Origin of the sequence: Luedemannella flava, from assembly GCF_039528515.1 — a bacterium.
In the GTDB taxonomy this organism is placed as follows: Bacteria; Actinomycetota; Actinomycetes; order Mycobacteriales; family Micromonosporaceae; genus Luedemannella; species Luedemannella flava.
Genome location: NZ_BAAALT010000009.1, coordinates 128,019 through 146,748, shown reverse-complemented (window position 1 = coordinate 146,748; position 18,730 = coordinate 128,019). Strand labels below are relative to the sequence as shown.

At 68.7% G+C, this 18,730-nt stretch carries 14 protein-coding genes and 1 pseudogene; 5 read left to right on the top strand and 10 right to left on the bottom strand.

The window, feature by feature from the left end; all coding sequences use genetic code 11:
- Positions 1-394: hypothetical protein (locus ABD211_RS03075; RefSeq protein WP_344125944.1), on the bottom strand; the 394-nt coding region annotated here is incomplete at its 3' end.
- 348 nt (positions 395-742) lie between these two features.
- On the opposite strand from ABD211_RS03075, the gene ABD211_RS03070 reads away from it, so the two are divergent.
- Positions 743-4,123: an endo-1,4-beta-xylanase gene (locus tag ABD211_RS03070; protein ID WP_344125942.1), complete on the top strand. Its 3,381-nt coding sequence runs from the start codon at positions 743-745 to the stop codon at positions 4,121-4,123.
- A gap of 56 nt (positions 4,124-4,179) precedes the next feature.
- Here ABD211_RS03070 and ABD211_RS03065 read toward each other — a convergent pair whose 3' ends face one another.
- Positions 4,180-5,133: a hypothetical protein gene (locus tag ABD211_RS03065; protein ID WP_344125940.1), complete on the bottom strand. Its 954-nt coding sequence runs from the start codon at positions 5,131-5,133 to the stop codon at positions 4,180-4,182.
- A gap of 67 nt (positions 5,134-5,200) precedes the next feature.
- Between ABD211_RS03065 and ABD211_RS03060 the strand changes: the two genes are divergently transcribed.
- Complete coding sequence (locus ABD211_RS03060) at positions 5,201-5,419, top strand: response regulator transcription factor (RefSeq protein WP_425560327.1); 219 nt, start codon at positions 5,201-5,203, stop codon at positions 5,417-5,419.
- Here ABD211_RS03060 and ABD211_RS03055 read toward each other — a convergent pair.
- Positions 5,405-5,599 carry a hypothetical protein gene (locus tag ABD211_RS03055; RefSeq protein WP_344125938.1) on the bottom strand — a complete coding sequence of 65 codons (195 nt, stop codon included), beginning with the start codon at positions 5,597-5,599 and terminating at the stop codon, positions 5,405-5,407. The genes ABD211_RS03060 and ABD211_RS03055 overlap by 15 nt on opposite strands.
- Positions 5,600-5,749: 150 nt before the next feature.
- On the opposite strand from ABD211_RS03055, the gene ABD211_RS03050 reads away from it, so the two are divergent.
- On the top strand, positions 5,750-6,091 hold the full coding sequence (locus tag ABD211_RS03050) for a MazG-like family protein (protein WP_344125936.1): 342 nt from the start codon (positions 5,750-5,752) through the stop codon (positions 6,089-6,091).
- Positions 6,092-6,114: 23 nt separating this feature from the next.
- Here ABD211_RS03050 and ABD211_RS03045 read toward each other — a convergent pair whose 3' ends face one another.
- The 4 genes from ABD211_RS03045 to ABD211_RS03030 all read right to left on the bottom strand — a co-directional run bounded on the left by ABD211_RS03045 (position 6,115) and on the right by ABD211_RS03030 (position 10,609).
- Entirely contained in the window at positions 6,115-6,450 is a 336-nt protein-coding gene (locus ABD211_RS03045) for a hypothetical protein (protein WP_344125934.1), read from the bottom strand.
- Between the two features lie 37 nt (positions 6,451-6,487).
- Complete coding sequence (locus ABD211_RS03040; RefSeq protein ID WP_344125932.1) at positions 6,488-9,082, bottom strand: beta strand repeat-containing protein; 2,595 nt, start codon at positions 9,080-9,082, stop codon at positions 6,488-6,490.
- Positions 9,083-9,212: 130 nt separating this feature from the next.
- Positions 9,213-9,806 (bottom strand): hypothetical protein, encoded by a 594-nt coding sequence (locus ABD211_RS03035; protein ID WP_344125930.1) that lies wholly within the window; start codon positions 9,804-9,806, stop codon positions 9,213-9,215.
- Between the two features lie 59 nt (positions 9,807-9,865).
- The gene (locus ABD211_RS03030; protein WP_344125928.1) at positions 9,866-10,609 is read right to left on the bottom strand and encodes an SIMPL domain-containing protein; all 744 of its coding nucleotides are present in this window, start codon (positions 10,607-10,609) and stop codon (positions 9,866-9,868) included.
- 210 nt (positions 10,610-10,819) lie between these two features.
- On the opposite strand from ABD211_RS03030, the pseudogene ABD211_RS03025 reads away from it, so the two are divergent.
- A pseudogene (locus ABD211_RS03025) lies at positions 10,820-11,230 on the top strand (YcxB family protein); the annotation flags it as partial.
- Positions 11,231-11,440: 210 nt separating this feature from the next.
- On the opposite strand, the gene ABD211_RS03020 reads toward ABD211_RS03025, so the two are convergent.
- Positions 11,441-14,581 (bottom strand): RICIN domain-containing protein, encoded by a 3,141-nt coding sequence (locus tag ABD211_RS03020; RefSeq protein WP_344125924.1) that lies wholly within the window; start codon positions 14,579-14,581, stop codon positions 11,441-11,443.
- Positions 14,582-14,842: 261 nt separating this feature from the next.
- Between ABD211_RS03020 and ABD211_RS03015 the strand changes: the two genes are divergently transcribed.
- Entirely contained in the window at positions 14,843-16,201 is a 1,359-nt protein-coding gene (locus ABD211_RS03015; protein WP_425560326.1) for an RICIN domain-containing protein, read from the top strand.
- A gap of 155 nt (positions 16,202-16,356) precedes the next feature.
- Here ABD211_RS03015 and ABD211_RS03010 read toward each other — a convergent pair whose 3' ends face one another.
- Complete coding sequence (locus tag ABD211_RS03010) at positions 16,357-16,677, bottom strand: helix-turn-helix domain-containing protein (protein ID WP_344125922.1); 321 nt, start codon at positions 16,675-16,677, stop codon at positions 16,357-16,359.
- 623 nt (positions 16,678-17,300) lie between these two features.
- The gene (locus tag ABD211_RS03005) at positions 17,301-18,539 is read right to left on the bottom strand and encodes a glycoside hydrolase family 6 protein (RefSeq protein ID WP_344125920.1); all 1,239 of its coding nucleotides are present in this window, start codon (positions 18,537-18,539) and stop codon (positions 17,301-17,303) included.
- Between the last annotated feature and the right edge of the window lie 191 nt (positions 18,540-18,730).

The following is an 18,730-nucleotide window of genomic DNA, read 5'->3' as shown; positions in this document are numbered from 1 at the left end:
CGCCGCGCCGCGACGTCGCGGACCGGGTCGCCGTGGGCGGGGCCATGTTGCGCGCCTCGCGCGCGGCGGCGAGGCGCTCGGCGCGCAGCTCCATGGCGCTGCGCTTGGCGGCGACGGCGAGCTGCCGGCTGACCCGGGCCAGCGCGTCCTCGAAGATCTCCGCCTTCTCGGCGTTGCGCAGGTTCTTCGGTCGCGCCTTGCCCCGACCGCCGTGCTCGGCGACCCGGGCGCTGGCCTGCCGGCGGTACATGCCCACGTATTTGTTGCGGGCGCGGCGGACCCGCGTGTGGAGGTCCACGAGGGTGTCCTCGTCGGCGTCGACGATGCTGTCCCGCTCGGACTCGCGGACCAACGCGAGCTCCGCCTCGGTCAGGGTGCTCAGCAGCGCGTTCATGACATCAACCGTAGATGACATTTTGTCCTGATCTTGCTTGATCAGATTCAACGGCATTCATCGACATCGAAAGTTTCGATCGAAAATGGACCCCCAGGGCTCTCGACGATTTTCGGTTGACCTGGATAACATCCCCGCGTCCTCACGTACCGGCGCATTAACGCCGGCGGCATCCATCACTCTCCTTTCCACCACCTGCCGTGCATGGAGATCATCGTGCGTCTTATCAATCGGCATCGAATTACCTCACCGCGACGATCAATACGTCGCCCTATCGTGGTCGCCGCCAGCGCGATCCTTTTGATCGGACTCGCCCCAGCTTCCGCCAGCGCGGCTGACACGGTGTTGTTGTCCAACGACTTTGAGTCCACGTACACCCCGTGGGGTGCGCGGGGCCCGGTGACCCTGGCGCTCGCGGACGAGGCGCACGGCGGCTCGCACAGCCTGTCGGTCACCGGTCGGACCGACAACTGGAACGGACCCGCCACCAACGCTACCGATATGTTTCGGGCCGGCGGCACCTACAACGTGACCGGCTGGGTGAAGCTCCCGGCGGGCACCGAGGGCTCCGCGGGTGTCCACTTCACCGTGCAGCGCACCCCGGCCGACGGCAGCTCCAACAGCTACGACTGGATCGGCGGCAGCGTCGCGACCACCGCGGGCACGTGGGTGCAGATCGGCGGCAGCTACACCTTCCCGGCCGGCGTGAGCGACGCCTCGCTCTACGTCGAGGCCGAGGGGACCACCCCGTTCCTGCTCGACGACGTGACCGTCACCGGAACGCCGACGACCCCGCCGGCGACCGTGGTGAGCTCCGTCGACTTCGAGGACGGCACCACCGGCGCCTGGACGCAGAGCGGCGGCGGCTCCGGCACGCTGACCGTGGTCGACGGCCCGGACGGCGGCAAGGTGCTCAGCGTCAACGACCGCGACGCGGACTACGTCGGCCTGCAGAGCCCGACCGGCCTGTTCCAGACCGGCAAGACGTACACGATCTCGATGAAGGCACGCCTGGCCGCGGGTACGCCCGGGTCCGCGGGGGTGCGCTTCGTGATGAAGCCGCAGTACGAGTGGATCGGTAACACCACGATGACGGCGGACGCGTGGTCCACCGTCACGGCCGAGTGGACCGCGCCGGGCTCGGCGCCGTCGGGCACCGACCCCACGACGCTGCAGCTCTACATCGGCACCAGCAACCTCGACCCGAACGTGGCGTACACGTACCTGATCGACGACATCTCGATCACCACGCAGCCGAGCGTGGTCGAGGACATCACGCCGATCAAGGACGCCCTCGACTTCCCGGTCGGCGTGGCGATCGACAGCCGCGAGACGGTCGGCAACCCCGGGAAGCTGACCCTCAAGCACTTCGACCAGATCACCCCGGAGAACCACTTCAAGCCCGAGGCCTGGTACGACGCGGACCGCAACTTCCGGCCGAGCTCGGACGCGATCGCCCTGATGGACTTCGCGCGGGACAACGACCTGCGGGTCTACGGGCACACGCTGCTGTGGTACGCGCAGACGCCGGACTGGTTCTTCCAGGATGACGCGGGCAACCCGCTGCCGGCCGACGCGACCGGTAGGGCGGTCCTGAGCCAGCGCCTGAAGGACCACATCAACAAGGTGGCGAACTGGCTCGCCACCAACTACGGCAAGTTCGGCAGCGCCACCAACCCGATCGTCGCGTTCGACGTGGTCAACGAGGTCGTCGCCGACACCCCCGAGAACCCGGACGGCCTGCGCCGCAGCGAGTACTTCCGGATCCTCGGCGAGGACCACATCGACCTGGCCTTCCAGTACGCCGACCAGGCGTTCAACGTCGACCACGCGGCCAGCGGGGTCACCCGTCCGGTGAAGCTGTTCATCAACGACTACAACTCCGAGCAGGACGGCAAGCAGGACCGCTACCACGCGCTCGTGCAGCGCCTGCTCGCCCGCAACGTCCCCGTGGACGGCGTGGGCCACCAGATGCACCTCAGCATGACCACCCCGATCAGCTCGCTCGACGGCGCGCTGGACCGGTTCGAGGACCTGCCGGTGGTGCAGGCGGTGACCGAGCTCGACGTCACGCTCGCCACCCCGATCACCCAGGCGCAGACCATCGACCAGGGCTACTTCTACCGGGACGCGTTCAAGGTGTTCCGGGAGCACGAGCTGTTCTCGGCCACGGTCTGGGGCATCAACGACACCCGCTCCTGGCGGGCGGAGCAGGCCCCGCTGCTGTTCGACGGGCAGCTGCAGGCGAAGCCGGCCTACTACGGCGTCGCCGACCCGGAGCACCTGCCGGCGCGCCTGCGTACGGCGAACGTCTTCGGCGGCGACGTCGCCCTGGACGCCGACGCGTTCGGCGCGGTCGAGTGGAAGCAGCTGCCGCCGGTCAAGATCGGCGACGGGGACGCCTCATTCGGCCTGCGGTGGACCGCCGACCACCTGACCGTCCTGGTCACGGTGGCCGACGACGCGTCCGACGCCGTGGAGTTCGCGTACGCCGGCAAGGAGCTGACGCTCCGTAGGGACGGCACCGGCGGCGCTCAGGGCGTGGTCGACACCGACGGCGACGGTTGGCGGGCGGTCGTGCACCTGCCGCACACCGACGTCGCACAGGGCGGCACGGGCAGCCTCGACGTGCGCGTACTCGATGGTGATGAGGTTGTGGCGGCATGGAACTCGCCGGGTGCCCTGGGCAGCCTGTCGTTCCTCGAGCCGTTGTCGTACCTGCAGGTCGTGCAGGCCCGCCAGGCGCCGAAGATCGACGGTACGGTCGACGAGTTCTGGGCCGACGCGAAGGTCGTGCGGACCGAGAAGGTCCAGTCCGGTGCCGCCGACGGGGCGACCGCGGACGTGCGCACCCTGTGGCAGAACGACACCCTGTACGTCCTGGCCACGGTGACCGATCCGACCATCGACGTGTCGTCGTCGAACGCGTACGAGCAGGACTCGGTGGAGCTGTTCGTCGATCCGGGCAACGCGAAGCACGGCTCCTACCGGGCCGAGGACACGCAGATGCGGATCAACGTCAACAACCTCCACACCTTCGGTACGGGCGACGCGGCCGCCCAGGAGGCCCGCCTGCGCAGCGCGACGAAGCTGACCGACACCGGCTACGTCGTCGAGGCGGCCATCACCCTGGCCGGCGAGGGCGGCAACGGCACGTTCCAGGGCCTGGACTTCCAGGTCAACGACGGCACGGCCGGCGCGCGCACCGCGGTGCACTCGTGGGCCGAGCCGACGGGCACGGGCTACCAGACCACCGCCCGCTGGGGCGTAGGCAAACTGGTCGGCTCGGCCGTGCCGGCCTGGAAGTCCGGCACGACGTACAACGCCGGCGACTGGGTGACCTACGACGGCAAGTTCTGGCTGGCGTGGACGAAGAAGACCACGCAGAAGCCGGGCGACCCGTACGGCGCGTGGCAGCAGATCGCCACGGCCGACGACGGCTCGACGCTCTGGACCCCGTCGCGGATCTTCAACACCGGCGACACCGTGGTGTACGAGGGCAAGACGTACGTGGCCCAGTGGTGGACCCGCAACCAGAAGCCGGGCGCGACCAACGGCCCGTGGTCGGAGATCGCGACCGCGCCGGACGGCGCGACGCTGTGGACTCCGTCCGGCATCTACAACGCGGGCGACACCGTGGTGTACGAGGGCAGGACGTACGTGGCGCAGTGGTGGACCCGTAACGACACACCGGGTACGCCCAACGGCCCGTGGAAGCTCACCAGCTGACCCACGACCGTTAGCCGGACGTGGCCCTCCACCGCCTGGTGGGGGGCCGCGTCCCGTTATGAACACGTGTCGGGGATCTCCATGGGATGGTCGGGGTCGTAGTAGTTGTCGGGGTTCTCGGTGACCGGCACGCCGTTCGTGGGGGCTGTGCCCGGTGGCGCCAGGACGCCTCGCTCCATGGCGGCGCAGTCGATGTTGTGCCAGTACGCACTCCACCGGTACGGCCGCGGTCCCAGATCCGCGGTGCGCACGTCGCCGGCGCGGTAGAAGCGCCACTGGACCCGGTCGTGGATCAGGGCCACCTGCCCGTCCGCGAAGGCGTACACCCAGACGAAGTTGCTGATGACCTCGAGAATCCGCCGACCGCGGTTGTCGGTGACGGAACGGAACGAGAGCTTCCCCTTGACGCGCGGCGCGAGCTCGCTCAGCGGTTTGTCCCTGCCCACCACGGTGACGATGGACAGCCCTTCGCCGTCCTCGTAGTAGTCGGTGAGATATCCGCGGGTTCTGGGCGCCACAAGCTTCAGAAACGCGGACATGTCGTGATCGACGAGGAGCCGGTGGTCGAGGCGGGCCGCTACCAGCGCCGCGCGGACAGCGGCGAGGTCGTCGGCCACCTGCGCCTTCGAGAAGCCGTTGACGGCGGTCGCCGCGGGCAACGCGATGCCCGCGGCTCCCTCGGCCCAATGGGCGGCCGGCGTGCCGGCGAACGGCCCCGACGGAGCGGCCGACGCGGTAAGGCCGGCCGGCACGCTCGGCGCCACGTAGCCGGGCTCGCCACCCGCGGGGCTGAACATCGCGGGCCGGTTGACCCAGACGAACCCACCTACCACCGCGACGACGAGGATCGCCACGATGTGGCCCGGCCGTAGCACGGGCCGCAGTGGCCACGTCAGGATCCGCGTCAGGCGCCGGCGGAGGTGGGCGCGGCGTACGCGCCGCTCGGCGCCCCGCCCCCACTCCTCCAACTGCCGCAACGGATCGTCGTCCTGTTGTTCCCTCGACCCCACGTCGCCCCCGAGTCCGCCGCACCAGCTAGGCGATCTTGTCTAAGATCGACTTCCGCGACATCCCCCGATCGGGCGGCACGGCAGGCCCGTTAGGCGCCTGATATCGAAGGCGACGCTTGAGCAACCCGCCAGGGACCTGTGGCTGTCCCTACAGACGGTGAAGTCCCACGTGGCGTCGATCCTGCTGAAACTCGGCGCCCGCGACCGGACCCAGGCGGTCATCGCGGCGTACGAGTCGGGCTTCATCCTGCCCGGCGCCCACGAGAAGCGGTCAGCCGGCCAGTGACTTCAGCGCCTCGTACACCAGGAAGGCCGGCCAGACGAGGGCCTTGAGGATGCCGACCACCCCGGACCAGAAGCCGTCGGCCGCCTGGATGTAGTAGACGAGCGCCCCGATGAGACCCAACCCGTAGACGGCGCTGCCGCCGTGGTGATGGGGGCGCCCTCGCCCGTTGCGATCGTTCATGGTGTGACCGCCCTTCGTAAGGGACCGGCCGTCACGCGACGGTGGTGTGAATCCCAGTGTTGGCCACGGGAGCAACGTCCGGTCAGGGCCGAACGTCCCCACGCCGCCGGGGACTCAGGTGGCTACGCCCGCGGGATAGGCTGCCGCGCGATGACGGAACAAATGAGCGGCACGGACGACCTGTGGGCGCGGGTACGCGCCGCGGTGGCGTGGTTCGACGCCACCAACGGCCGCGACCAGGCCGAGATCACCCTGCGCATCCTGAAGATCGTCGAGGAGGCCGGCGAGGCGGCGGGCGCCTGGATCGGCGCCCTCGGGCAGAACCCCCGCAAGGGGCACAGCCACACGGTCGACGACGTCGCCGCCGAACTCGCTGACGTCGCGTTCGCCACCATGGTCGCCATCGCGAGCCTCGGCGTCGACGTCGAGGCGACGATCACCGCCTGCGCCCGGAAGGTCAGCCAGCGCATCGACGACGAGCCCGGGGAGTGAGCGCGTGGGTCTGACCGCGCCCGTCAGCCCGCGATGTTGTGCGGGATGACCACGACCACGTTCTCCTTGGTGACCTCGCGGACCCGGACGCCCTCGGCATCACCGTCGGTCGGCACGGTGATCCGGTTGCCGCCGATATCGAGCGTGACCATGCCGTCCTCCACGGCGACCAGCTTGGCTTCAAGGCCGAAGACGTTGGCTGAGGCCTCCACGCCACGCTGGAAGGTGACGGTGCATTCCTGAAGGTTGCAGTTGACGTCGGTGCCCTCTCCGTCACTGCACCCGGCGAGCAGGGCGAACGCGAACAGCAGGGGCAATCCGATCGTCCGGGCAAGGGCTCGACCAAGGCGAACAGACATCACCCAACCCTACCTTCGACTGTCGACCCACCCCTTGTCAGACTCCGTTGACGAAGTAGCCGACCGCGTCGGCTCTGACGGTGACCTTTCCGCTGCTGCCGTTGACGAAGTTCACGATCCGGTTGCCCGTCCGGACGATGATGCTGTTGCCGACGGTCTCCCCGGTGACCCAGTTGAGGTTCGACGTGCCCGGCACGGCGGCGTCGTTGGGGTGCACGGTCAGCCAGCCGTCGGACGCGCCGGCACTCACCGTCGTGTTGAGGACGACCGCGCGCACCGCGTACTCGTCGCGGAGAACGCCGCTGACGTTGGCGGCGACCGTGGCCTTACCGGCGACCGTGGTGTTCAGGACGCTGGTCGGCTGCTCGGTCACGAACACGTTGTTGGATGAAGCACTGAAGTAGCCGAACACGTCGGCGACCACGTGCACGGTGCCCGTACTCCCGTTGTAGAAGTTGATTTTGCCGTTGGTCATCGGGACGATGACCAGGTTCGGCGTCGACGCGCCGGCCACCCAGCTCAGCGCGTTCACGGGCAGCAGGGGCTTGCCGTTCGGGGTGATGTTCAGGGAGCCCGTAGAGGTCCCGGCGAACGCCGTGACGTTCAGGACCACCGCCGCCACGTCGCTGGCCGGCACGCCCCCGACCCCCGCGAGCTGGAACGTGAGTGTGCCCTTGGGCGCGATCGGGGTGGTCGTGGACACGCCCGTCTTCGTGGCCGTGTTCAGCACCCGGACCGGGTTGGTCGCCGTGAACAGGGAGCCGGCGTTGTAGGTGTAGTACCCGGCCAGGTCCGCGACGACGTGGACCGTGCCGGAGCTGTTGTTGGTGAACACGACCTTGCCGTCGGTCACCGGTACGGTGACCAGGTTGGCGACGACCCGGCCCGCGACCCAGTGGATGTTCGGGGCGCCGGAGGTCCCGCCGCCGTACACCGTCAGCGAGCCGGCGGCGGTGCCGCTCAGCACCGTGACGTTGAGGGCCACGGAGTGGACGTCGGCGGCCGGCACCCCGTTGCGCCCGAGGATCGGCAGCGTGAGGGTCTGGCGGGCGGCCAGCGGCGTGGTCGTCGTCACGCCGATCTTCGACCGGGTGTCCAGGACGCGGGCCGTCCCGACGTCGACCGGTTGGTAGACGCCGTTGAGGAACGACGCCGACGCCTGGGCGGTCGAAACGCCGGCGACCTTGACGGTCACGTTCCAGATGCCGCCGCGGGCGTAGGTGTGCGTGGCGACCGGCGTCGACTGGGTCACCGTGGTGCCGTCGCCGAAGGTGAACTCGTACGTGGCCGGCGCCCCCGCCAGCGTCGAGGCGGAGGCGTCCGCGGTGACCTGCAGGTCGGCGCGGCGGGTCGTCACGGTCAGCCGCGCGGTCGGGACCTGCGTGTACTCCTCGGCGCCCCGGTCGGCGTAGTCGATCGGGCCGGCGCCGGAGTTGGCGATGTACTCGTTGTCCACCCGGGTGGCGCCGTTGGCGTCCGTGTCGGGCGCGCCGGGCGCGGCCGAGTTCGCCGAGTCCACGACGGCCGGATCGTCCGTGGTCGTGAACGTCCGGTCGTGGGCGCCCTGGCCGGACGCGGCCTGGAAGTCGGCCAGCGTTCTGATGAAGGTGCCCCAGGCGTACGGACGGGTGAAAACCTTGGCGAGGCTGTTGTAGTCGACCGTGGTGCTGCCCACGGCCGCCCCGTAGACGCCGATCTCCGCGTCCGCCTCGGCCGGGTCGCAGCCGCCGCTGGCCGGCGCACGCACCACGTTGTTCTGCACCGAGGTGCCGGTCGCGTTGCCCTCGACCCGGATCGCGGCCAGGCAGCCGGCGACCGTGTTGTTCGTGATGACCGTGCCGGTGGCGTCCTTGACGCGGATGCCCACGCCGCGCTTGGCGTCCGGAATCCGGTTGTTGACCACCACAGTGTCGGTCGCGCCCGGCCCGACGTCGATCTGCGCGCCGTAGAAGGTGCGGATCGCGTACGTGTTCCGCACGGTGATCTGCGAACCGAGCACCGATACACCGGCTGCCGATCCGGCCTGGGTGCTGCTGAGCAGCCACGGCTCGATGATGTCGCGGGCCGACGTGCTGTCCACCGCGATGCCGGTGCCGCCGGCGTACGCGCTCACGCGCAGAAGCGAGGAGTCCGTCACACCGGTGAGCCGGTAGCCGTACGCCCACACCGTGCCCACGACGGTGGTGCTGTCCAGCGTGATGCGGGTCGAGTTCGTCAGGGCGACCGCGGCACCGGTGGCGGCGCTGCTGCCGTTGATTGCCAGGTTCCTGACCACGATGTCGTGCTGACCGTCGATGGTGAGACCGGCGTTGGCGCCGGTCAGCACGCCGCCGTTGGCATAGATCGTGATCGGTTGCTCCGGCGTACCCGACTTCGCGATGGTCAGGTGCTCGGCGAACTGGCCGTAGATGTTCAGCTGCATGCCCGGGCCGACCGCCGCGAGGCCCGCCGCGATCGTGCAGAACGGCTGGGTAGCCGTGCCGGCACCGCTGTCCGAGCACTTCGCGGGGTTGTTGTCGACGTACACCTGGGTGGTCGCCGCGTGGGCCGGCGCGGCCACCGTGGCGACTCCGAGACCCGCCAGCAGCGTGCTGGCCGAGATGGCAACGAGTAGGCGCCGGCGAACGGACAACGTTCCTCCCCCATGACCGATCAGGAAACGTGCGCGGGAAAGGCTACGCGATCAGATCGCCTTCTGCCGCCCCGTTATCAGCCACCGACGATCCACGTTGGACCTCGACCCGGCCGGGACCGAACCGTGCTCAGTCCTCGCCCGCCCCTCCCAGGAGGCGCATGTAGTCGTCCAGGAATGCGTCGTCGCCCACCGTGCCGGTGCGATCGAGCCAGTAGTCGGCGATGACCGACGGCACGAGTTGGTCGAGGGCGACGATCGCATCACGCAGCGCCCGGAGTCGTCCAGCGTCCTGCGTTTCGGCCTGGAACCAGATCTGTCGTACCAGCGGGTCATCGCCGTCCAGTTTGATGAAACAGGTCGCGTCGGCGCCGTAGCAGTAGGCGTCATCCTCGTAGGTGCCGAAAGGATCGTGTGCACCGTCGCCGAAGCCCGCCATCGCGGTGGCGGCAAATCTCCTTACGCGCGGCAGGATCGGCGCGAGCACGGCGTCGACCCGCGCGAAGCTCAGGCCCGACTCCGTGTAGTCATGTGTCGGCGCCTGAATGACATGCAGTTGCGTCCACCCCGAACCGTCAGGCGCGCGGTTCGCATCGCTCGCAGCTTGAGCAGCGCGTACCTCATCCGCGACCTCGACAGCGGCCGAGATCGGGTAGAGGCGGCGCATGCCCCAGTCGTCCTCGTGAATGTGGATAACCGTCGCCATGGCGGGTTCATCGGCCATCCGGTCACCCTAATGCCGCCGCCGACTTCGCCAATGCCGGTCGCGTGCCCGGCTGATCGTCAGTCGGCTCGCCTCGGCGACGGGTCGAGCGCCCACTCCACAGTGACGGTCACCGTCAACCGCTGGCGGCCCGGCTCGATCGGCGCCGCTGAGCCACCACCCGCGAACGCACCGCGCCCGCCGTCGCATTCCCCGCAACTGGCAGCCGTCTCGCTCACCTTGAGCACCCGGCCGAGCCGCCGGCCCGCCTCACGGGCATAAAGTTCGGCCTTTCGCCGCGCGTCCGCGAACGCTTTCCTGCGCGCTGTGGCGAGCAGCGCGGCGTCGTTGTCGATCGCGTACGACACGCCGTCCAGCCGCGCCGCGTTACCTCCCGCGGCGATGGCGGCGGACAGGATCGCTCCGGCGCGCCGCAGATCCCGGATCTTCACAGTGAGCCCCACGCTCGCGGTGTAACCGATGATCCTCTGATCTTCATCCTCTTTCGGGGCGACGCTGACACTCGACGTCTGAATGTCGGCTCTGGCGATCCCGGCGCGCAGGAGCGCGTCGCGCATCCGGGTGGCCGCGACGCTGGCGCGATCCATCGCTTCGCCGACCGTGGCCGCCGTGGTCTCCACCCCCAGTTCGGCGGTGAGCGTATCGGGGGTGCCATATACCTCGCCGGTGCCGTCGACCAGCACACTGTCCCGCGGTTCGCCGGCGGGCGCGGGATCCACCGTCGCGGTCGCCGACGCGAACGCCGGTCGGGTTCCGAGCGGCCCCGGCGACAGCACGGCGAGTGCCGCCAGGACGACAAGCACGGGCGTTGTGAAACGTGACCGGAGCATTTCCCACCTTCACGGCTCTAGGACGAGTTCCAACGATCGTCGCAACGGTGACCTGCCCTTATAACGTCAGTACAGGTGGTGAAGACGCTGGCGGGGGTCTTCCCACCGGCGGATCATGAAACAGGGGCTGCGGCCGTCCTGCCCCGCAGGGGATGATCCTCACCCACTGTTGGAGGAGGCCCGATGGAGATCCGTGTCAACAAGCCGTTCGATCCCGCGAACAGCCTTGCCGACCTGCGGGTCATCTATCGCAGTTCGTTGGCCGGCGCGCGCTCGTTCGCCATCGCCGCCGTGGCGGTGGGCAGCGGTGGGGCGGCGCTGGTACTGATCTCCGACAGAATGCGGCTTCTTGCGATCGTCCCGCTGCTCCTGGCCGCCTACGGCCTGTACGTCGGCGTGGGCACCAGTCGGTCGCTGCGCAGCGCCGTAGCTGAGCTTCCAGCGGCATGCCAGGAGGACGCGGTGGTCACCGTGACCGATGAGCGGATCGTCGAGGAGCGGCCGTCCATGCGCAGCGAGTTGGCGTGGACGGCGATTACCCGGGTCATGGAGAGCGACGCGAGCTGGCTGCTGTTCTATGGACCGCGGCACGCGTACTCCCTGCCGAAGGCGGGGTTGGGACCGGAGCAGGAGGCGCGGTTGCGGGCTCTTCTTGCCGAGCGCGCGCTGGTAGTGGCCCGGTGACCACGTTGTAGGCGACCGTGCGCCTGCCCGCGCAGCCGAGGTCACGAGTGTGTGTGCAGGTCGATGGCCGACCGGCTGGACCGCGGGTGCGCGGTCCAGCCGGTGTTGGCGACGCCGTCGTTATGACCGCAAGGTCCACTGCTGGTTCACGCCGCCGTGACACGACCACAAGATGATCTTCGTGCCGTTGGCCGTACCGGCGCCGTTGGCGTCCAGGCACAATCCGGACTGGACGCCGGTGATGCTGCCGTTGGTGTTGAGGTTCCACTGCTGGTTGGCGCCACCGTTGCAGTCCCAGATGGCCACCACGGTGCCGTTGGCGGTGCCCTGACCGTAGGCGTCCAGGCACTTGTTGCCGTACACCATCAACTGCCGGCTCGTGGTGTAGGTCCACCGCTGGTTGGTGCCGCCGGAGCAGTCCCAGAGCTGCACCTGGGTGCCGTTGGTCGTCGTCGAATTCGGCACGTCAAGGCAGCGGTTGGACGCCGCGCCGACGAGGGCGCCCTGTTGACCGCTGCTGCCTCCGCTGGCCGGGGGCGCTGGCGAGACGACGGCTGGCGCCGCCAATACGACGATGGCCCGGTCCAGCGCGACGGTGCCGTTGCCGACCACCCGTACCCGGACCGTGTGTTCGCCCTGCGTGAGCGGGCCACTGTCGTAGAGCGCGACGTTGCCCCGACGCGCGGACGCCTGGAAGCTGACCGTCCGCTCGGCGCCGCCGTCGACCGAGATGGCCGCCGAACCGTGCGACGGGTCCTGCACTCCGTACAGCACCACGCGGTTTCCGGTGACCTTCAACGTGGCCGTGTCACCGGCCGTGCCGCTGCGCGTGTTGTCCTTGCTGAAGGACGCGCTGTCGCCGGCCGCCTGCCAGCTTCCGGCGTAGGTGAAGCTCTGCCGGTCGTTGACGTCCGTGGGGAACCCGAACGTGTACGAGCCGGTGGTGGGCACGATCGGGTCGGTGAACGCCGTCGTGGCCACGCTGGTGCTGGCCGACGTCAGGCCTGTCGCCGACGCCGTCAGCGTCACCGTGCCGGTCTGACCCAACGCGCTCTTGAGGTACACCGCGCCGGTGCCCGCCTCGAGCGTCAGCGGGCTCTCGCCCACGATCGCCCCCGGCCCGGTGACGCTGAACGTCACCGCGGCGCTATTGGTGGGTACCACCTGGTTGTTGCTGTCGACGGCCTTGACCACGACGCGGGTCAGGTCAGCCCCGTCGGCCTTGATGGACGTGTCGTCGGCGACCAGCACCAGCCGGGTCGCCGAACCGGGGATGAACTTCGTGTCGGTGGCCGCGATCTGCCCGTTGATCCAGCAGTCCGCCCGCGCCTGTCCGGCGATGCTCACCCCGGTGTACTGGAAGAGCGGATGCGGCAGGTTGGTGTAGGTGTTGGGGTTGATGCGGCCGCGGGAGGAGCCGTTGGTGAACAGCTCCACCTGCTGGCAGTTGCCGGCGACCAGCACCGTGCTGCTGGACTGGCCCGGCGTCCACCGGCTGAGGATCGAGACGTACGGGCCGTACAGCGCCGGGTCCCGCTGCGAGGCGAACGCGGCGGCGTCCAGCTTCGGGATCCGGAAGATGTCGGAAACGCCGTGGTAGCACGTGTAGTCGTGGCAGGACGGCGGGGTGACGAACGTGGTGTTGTAGTCGAACGACACCCATCCCAGGGCGCCGGCCATGTTGGCCCGGCCGGCGGCGGTGTTCTGGACGTTGAGGTGCACCCGCATCGTGCCGAGCAGCGCCGACTCGGAGTCCCAGGAGCGGACGGGCGCGGTGTGGCCGACCGACTCGGTGATCAGCCACGGCAGCACCGTCGGGGCCTCCGCGGTGCCGGAGAAGTCGTTATAGGTGTAGACGTCCTCCAGGAACTCGCTGCCCTTGAAGTTGCGGATCCCGCCGGTGGGCCGGGACGGGTCGAGCTGCCGGGCCAGGTTGTTGGTGCGCGTGTAGAAGGTGCGGTTGTCGCCGGACTCGTTGATCCGCACACCCCAGAGCACGATCGACGGGTGGTTGCGGTCCCGCATGATCATCTCGCGTACGTTCTCGACCGCGATGTCCTGCCACGCGGTGTTGCCGATGTGCTGCCAGCCGGGAATCTCCTCCAGGACCAGCAATCCGATCTCGTCGGCGCGGTCGAGGAACTCCGGATCCTGCGGGTAGTGCGAGGTGCGCACGATGTTGGCGCCGAGCTCCCGCTTGATGATGTCGGCGTCCTTGGCCTGCAGGCGGTTCGGCGCGGCCCGGCCGATGTACGGGAAGGACTCGTGCCGGTTCAGGCCGCGCAACTTCAACGCCTGCCCGTTGATGTAGAACTTCCCGTCGGTGCGGTTGAACTGGATGGTGCGGATGCCCAACCGGGTCCGGTGCTCGTCGACAAAGGTGGATCCGTCGCGGACCTGGGTGTAGGCCGTGTAAAGGTACGGACGATCCGGATGCCAGTTGACGGGGTTGGCGATGGTGGTGGTGTTGTAGCTGACTTCGGCCGCGGACCGGGCCGCGATGGTCTGGCTGGCCGTGCCGGTCGCCACGACGTTGTTGTCCGCGTCCACGATCTGGGTGACGACCGTGACCGACTTCGACACGGTGCTGTCGTTGCGGACCCGGGTCCGCGCGGTGACCGTGTTGAGGCTCGGCGTGGTGAGGTAGACCCAGTCGACGGCCACCGGATCAGTGATGATCATGTTGACGTCGCGGACGATGCCGCCCCAGACGTAGTAGTCGATGGCGCCGCCTTCCGGCGGGATGTCGTTGCGGGTGTTGGAGTCCACCTTGACGGCGATGACGTTGTCGGCGCCGCCGACGTTCACATACGGCGTGATGTCGTAGGTGAACGAGGTGTACGCGCCCTTGTGCTGGCCGACGAAGGTGCCGTTGACGTAGACATCGGCGACCTTGGCGACGCCCTGGAACTCCACCGCGATCCGGCGACCGGCGTACTGGCTGGGCACCGTGAAGTGGCGGCGGTACCACGACACCGGCACCTCGAAGTCGCCCTTCGGGAAGCCCTTGTGCGGATGGACCCGGAAGTAGGGAAGGCTCACCGGGACGAACGCGCTCTCGTCCAACCCCACGGCCTGACCGGCCCCGCCGGGCACCTCACCCGCGAACAACCAATGGGTGTTGAAGTTGAGCACGGCCCGGTTGGAGCCCTGCGACGTGTAGGGTGCCGCGGCCGCCGGCCGTGGCAGTGCGACGAGCACGAGCGCCACGGTGCACAGCGCCGTCAGTGCGGCGGCGAGACTTCGCAGCTTCTCCTTCATATGTGATTCCTCCAGCGGGACGGATGTTCTGCCAGGGCGCACATCGACGTATGTCCATTGCTTGACCTGAGACATCATACGACATATGTTTCGACCACGCTTCGCCCCACGGTCGTCCGCGCCGTCGCCCCGGAGGTGAGCAAGCGAACGTTCATCGGACCTTGGACCGGCCGCCCCGGACATTCACCCTGCCGGTCCCGCCGGGATGCCGGCCGCACACCGATCGGGGCTGCCTAGACCACACAACAAGGAGTGGAAGTCATGAAACCCGTCCCATGGAAGCTCTCCGCCAGACGGTGGCTGGTCGCCCTCGGCGCCATGACCCTGGTAACCGGAGGGACGATCGCCGTCATGACGGTCGTCGCCCCCTCCGCGTCGGCGGCGACGACGGCCGGCTGCGGTAAATCCCCTACGCTGCGCAGCGGCACGCACACCATCCAGAGCAGCGGCCAGAACCGCAGCTTCGTCCTACGGATCCCCGACGGCTACAGCAACACCCGGCCGTACCGGTTGATCTTCGCCTACCACTGGCGCGGCGGCACCATGACCGACGTCTCCTCCGGTGGCACGAGCGGCAGCTCCTGGGCCTACTACGGCATGCAGCAGCAGTCGAACAACAGCGCGATCCTGGTGGCGCCGCAGGGCATCGGGAACGGCTGGGCCAACTCGAACGGCCAGGACATCACGTTCACCGACGACATGAACCGGCTGATCGAGAACGACCTCTGCGTGGACACCACCCAGCGGTTCGCCATGGGCTTCAGCTACGGCGGTGGGATGAGCTACGCCATCGCGTGCGCCCGGGCCTCGGTCTTCCGAGCTGTCGTGGTCTACTCCGGTGCGCAACTGTCCGGGTGCAGCGGCGGTACCCAACCCATCGGGTACTTCGGGATCCACGGCATCTCCGACAATGTCCTCAACATCTCGTCCGGACGATCGCTGCGTGACACGTTCCTGCGCAACAACGGCTGCGCCGCGCAGAACGCTCCGGAGCCGGCGGCGGGCAGCGGCCGGCACATCACGACCGTCTACTCCTGCCGGGCCGGCTACCCGGTGCAGTGGGCCGCGTTCGACGGCGGCCACGGGCCGGGCCCGGTCGACGGGTGCTCCGGCTGCGAGAACGGTGCCCAGACCTGGACCAAGGGAGAAGCCTGGCGGTTCATCTCCGCCTTCGCCAGCGGCACCACACCCACGTCGGCGCCCCCTACCAGCCCGCCGCCGACCGGCCAGTCGAATGTCATGATCGTGGGTGCGGGGTCGGGTCGCTGCATCGACGTGCCGAACACCTCCACGTCGAACGGCACCCAGGTGCAGTTGTGGGACTGTCAGGGCGGCACCAACCAGCGCTGGACCTATACGGCCAACAGGCAGCTCATGGTCTACGGCAACAAGTGCCTGGACGCCAACGGCCGGGGCACGAGCAACGGCACTGCCGTCATCATCTGGGACTGCAACGGCCAGAACAACCAACAGTGGATTCTGAACTCCAACGGCACCATCAGCGGTGTCCAATCAGGACTGTGCCTGGACGCGACCGGCGCCGCCACCGCCAACGGCACGAGGATCCAACTCTATTCCTGCCACACCAATGCCAACCAGCGGTGGAGCCTGCGCGGCTGACGAACGGTGGCGCCGGCATACCGGGCCGCGGACGCCTGCGGCCGGCGCCACCACCCACCGCCGACCCTTCGCACGGGCAACCCGTGCCCTAGCAGTTGTGGGAAGCCAGGCTGGGCGGTGCGCTTCGATGGATCAGCGGAGAGCGTGCGATCGGGTCAGGCGCCGCCGGATTCTTGTTGGAGTCGGTAGTTCTCGTTCTGCCGTAGGGCCTCTTCGAGCTGGTCCTCGAGGATGATGATCCGGCAGGCGGCTTCCAGGGCGGTGCCCTGGTCGACCATCTCGCGGGCCCGTGCGGCGAGGCGTAGCTGGTAGCGGGAGTAGCGGCGGTGTCCGCCGGCCGACCGGAGCGGGGTGATCAGCTTCGCCTCGTCGAGGCGGCGTAGGAAGTCCTGCGAGGCGCCGGTGATCTCCGCGGCGCGGCCCATTGTGTAGGCGGGGTAATCCTCGTCGCCGAACATGTCGTCGGGTTGGGCCATATACATCTCTCCACGACGAGGGCCCCGGCGTGGGAGCGCCGGGGCCCAGGGTTACGGGTCGAAAACACCATCTACCGACAGGGTCGTCGGTTTGTCGTATCCGCACCCGTCGCCAGTGGCGACGTGGGGCGCGAGGATCGCGTAAGCGTGACCGGAGACCACCTTTCGTTCGATGGAAACTGCGGTGTCCGCGCCAGAGCCGCAACGGCGTCGTGGCGGCGGGCGATCCAACGGTGTTCAGCCCTCCCTTTCCTCTGCTTCCAATATCCGTGGTGCTGTTGTGCTGTCCGCCCGCGGCGGGGCCCCACGCAACTCCATGGCCCCGCACACCTGCGGCGAACGTCGTGCTGTGCCGAGCGAGCCACGAATGGGTTCGGGCCCTGCCTCGTGCACGGTCTGACTCATCGGCGTCTTCCGTGATCTCTGCTGTCTACGCTAGGAACATTAGCCCATCGCGGCGAGAATATCTAGTGCTCTGGGCATAGATTTTCTCGGCCGTCATCCCAGCTTCCGGCTCCGGGTATCCAGAGATCCACAACCCGGAAATGGACGCTGGTCAGCCCGAAAGACGGCTGCCCGCCTGTCCCGGTGGACAGGCGGGCAGCCTCGTTGCGCGCCCGGGCTCAGCTCAGGGGCGGGTTGGCGAAGCGTACGAGCTCCAGCGCCTGCTGGGGGAACCACGCGCCGGCCGCCGGGTCGGCGATGCCGCCGCGCGCCGGGTCGTGACCGGTGCCGGTACCGCGGTCGCACTGACCGTCGGACTGGCCGGGAGTCTTGATCCACAGGAAGGCGTCGGCCAACGGATCACCGGTCGCGGTCGTCGGGCGCAGGCCCAGGCCCCGGTCCGGCGGGTTGCACCAGACCTGCGGGTCCGGCCAGCCGTTGCCCGCCGGCGGCGTCCACGGGCCCTGCCCGTTGCGGCTGGTGTCCACCACGAAGTGGGCCAACTGGTCAGCCGGAACACTGCCGACGTTGTCCGCGTACCAGGCGTCGGTCAGCGCCCAGGTGCTGAAGTCGTTGGGGCTGGCCGGGTAGTACTGGCTCGCGCACCAGTCGAAGTGCCCACGGGCCCAGTCCGGACCCGCGGTTCCGTACCAGATGCACTTCGAGATCCAGTTGCCGAACTTGAGCTGCCGTTCGGTGGTCTCGAAGTTCGACACGTTGAGGAAGAACCCGTCGGCGCGCTGTACCCCGGCCTTCACCAGGCGGTCGGCGACGTCGCCGGCGCCCAGCCAGGAGCTGTGCGTGCCGTCGAGGTAGACGCTCGTGCGAGGCAGGGCGCCGAACCGGTCGACCGCGTAGTTCAGCATCGTGAAGCGCTCGGCCGCCGCGGTGGCCGGGTCGGCCTCCGCCGGTTTGCACCATTCCGACGCGCCGTTGATCGAGGTGTACCACGGGATGATGCCGAGGCCATCGGGCTCCAGCACGATGGCGACCTCATGCTTGCCGATGCCGGCGGCGAAGGCGTCGACCCATGCCTTGTACTCCGCCACCGAGGTCGCGCCTCCGGCTGAGTACTGCGAGCAGTCGCGGAACGGGACGTTGTAGGCGACGAACACCGGCACGGTCTTCTTGCCGGCAGCCCGCCGGACGGTGGCCTTGATGTCCTGCGTCAGCTTGCGACCCGAGCCGCCGGTGACCCAAACGGCCTGCGGCGTCTCGATCATGGTCTTGAACTGACGAGCGAGGGTCTTCTGACCGCTCGCCTTGAGCTGCGCGATCTGTTCGAGCGCGCTGTGGTCCGGCTTCCGTGTGTAGAAGGTGGTGCCGTCAGCGATGTTGGCGCTGGCGGGCGCCGCGGTCACCACAACAGCGGCGACGAGCGCGGCGGCGATCGCTGGGACGCGAAGGTGGATTTTCACGGTATAGCTCCAAATGTCGGGGTGCTGGGAGCGTTCCCAACTCGGAGCCTGCGGCCCGCCGCCGCTCGTGTCAACCGCTGAATACGCGTCGACGCGGATGAATGCCCGTTCGGGATTGTGGATCATAAATCGGGGTACATCGATATAGCGGTTCGGGTGAAGCGCCCCTTGACCCCTGCGGCCCGACCCGC

Coding starts and splice junctions, on each gene's coding strand:
- ABD211_RS03045 (WP_344125934.1), bottom strand. CDS start 6,450: ATGTCTGTTCGCCTTGGTCGAGCCCTTGCCCGGACGATCGGATTGCCC.
- ABD211_RS03010 (WP_344125922.1), bottom strand. CDS start 16,677: ATGGCCCAACCCGACGACATGTTCGGCGACGAGGATTACCCCGCCTAC.
- ABD211_RS03020 (WP_344125924.1), bottom strand. CDS start 14,581: ATGAAGGAGAAGCTGCGAAGTCTCGCCGCCGCACTGACGGCGCTGTGC.
- ABD211_RS03055 (WP_344125938.1), bottom strand. CDS start 5,599: ATGAACGATCGCAACGGGCGAGGGCGCCCCCATCACCACGGCGGCAGC.
- ABD211_RS03015 (WP_425560326.1), top strand. CDS start 14,843: ATGAAACCCGTCCCATGGAAGCTCTCCGCCAGACGGTGGCTGGTCGCC.
- ABD211_RS03035 (WP_344125930.1), bottom strand. CDS start 9,806: ATGGCCGATGAACCCGCCATGGCGACGGTTATCCACATTCACGAGGAC.
- ABD211_RS03050 (WP_344125936.1), top strand. CDS start 5,750: ATGACGGAACAAATGAGCGGCACGGACGACCTGTGGGCGCGGGTACGC.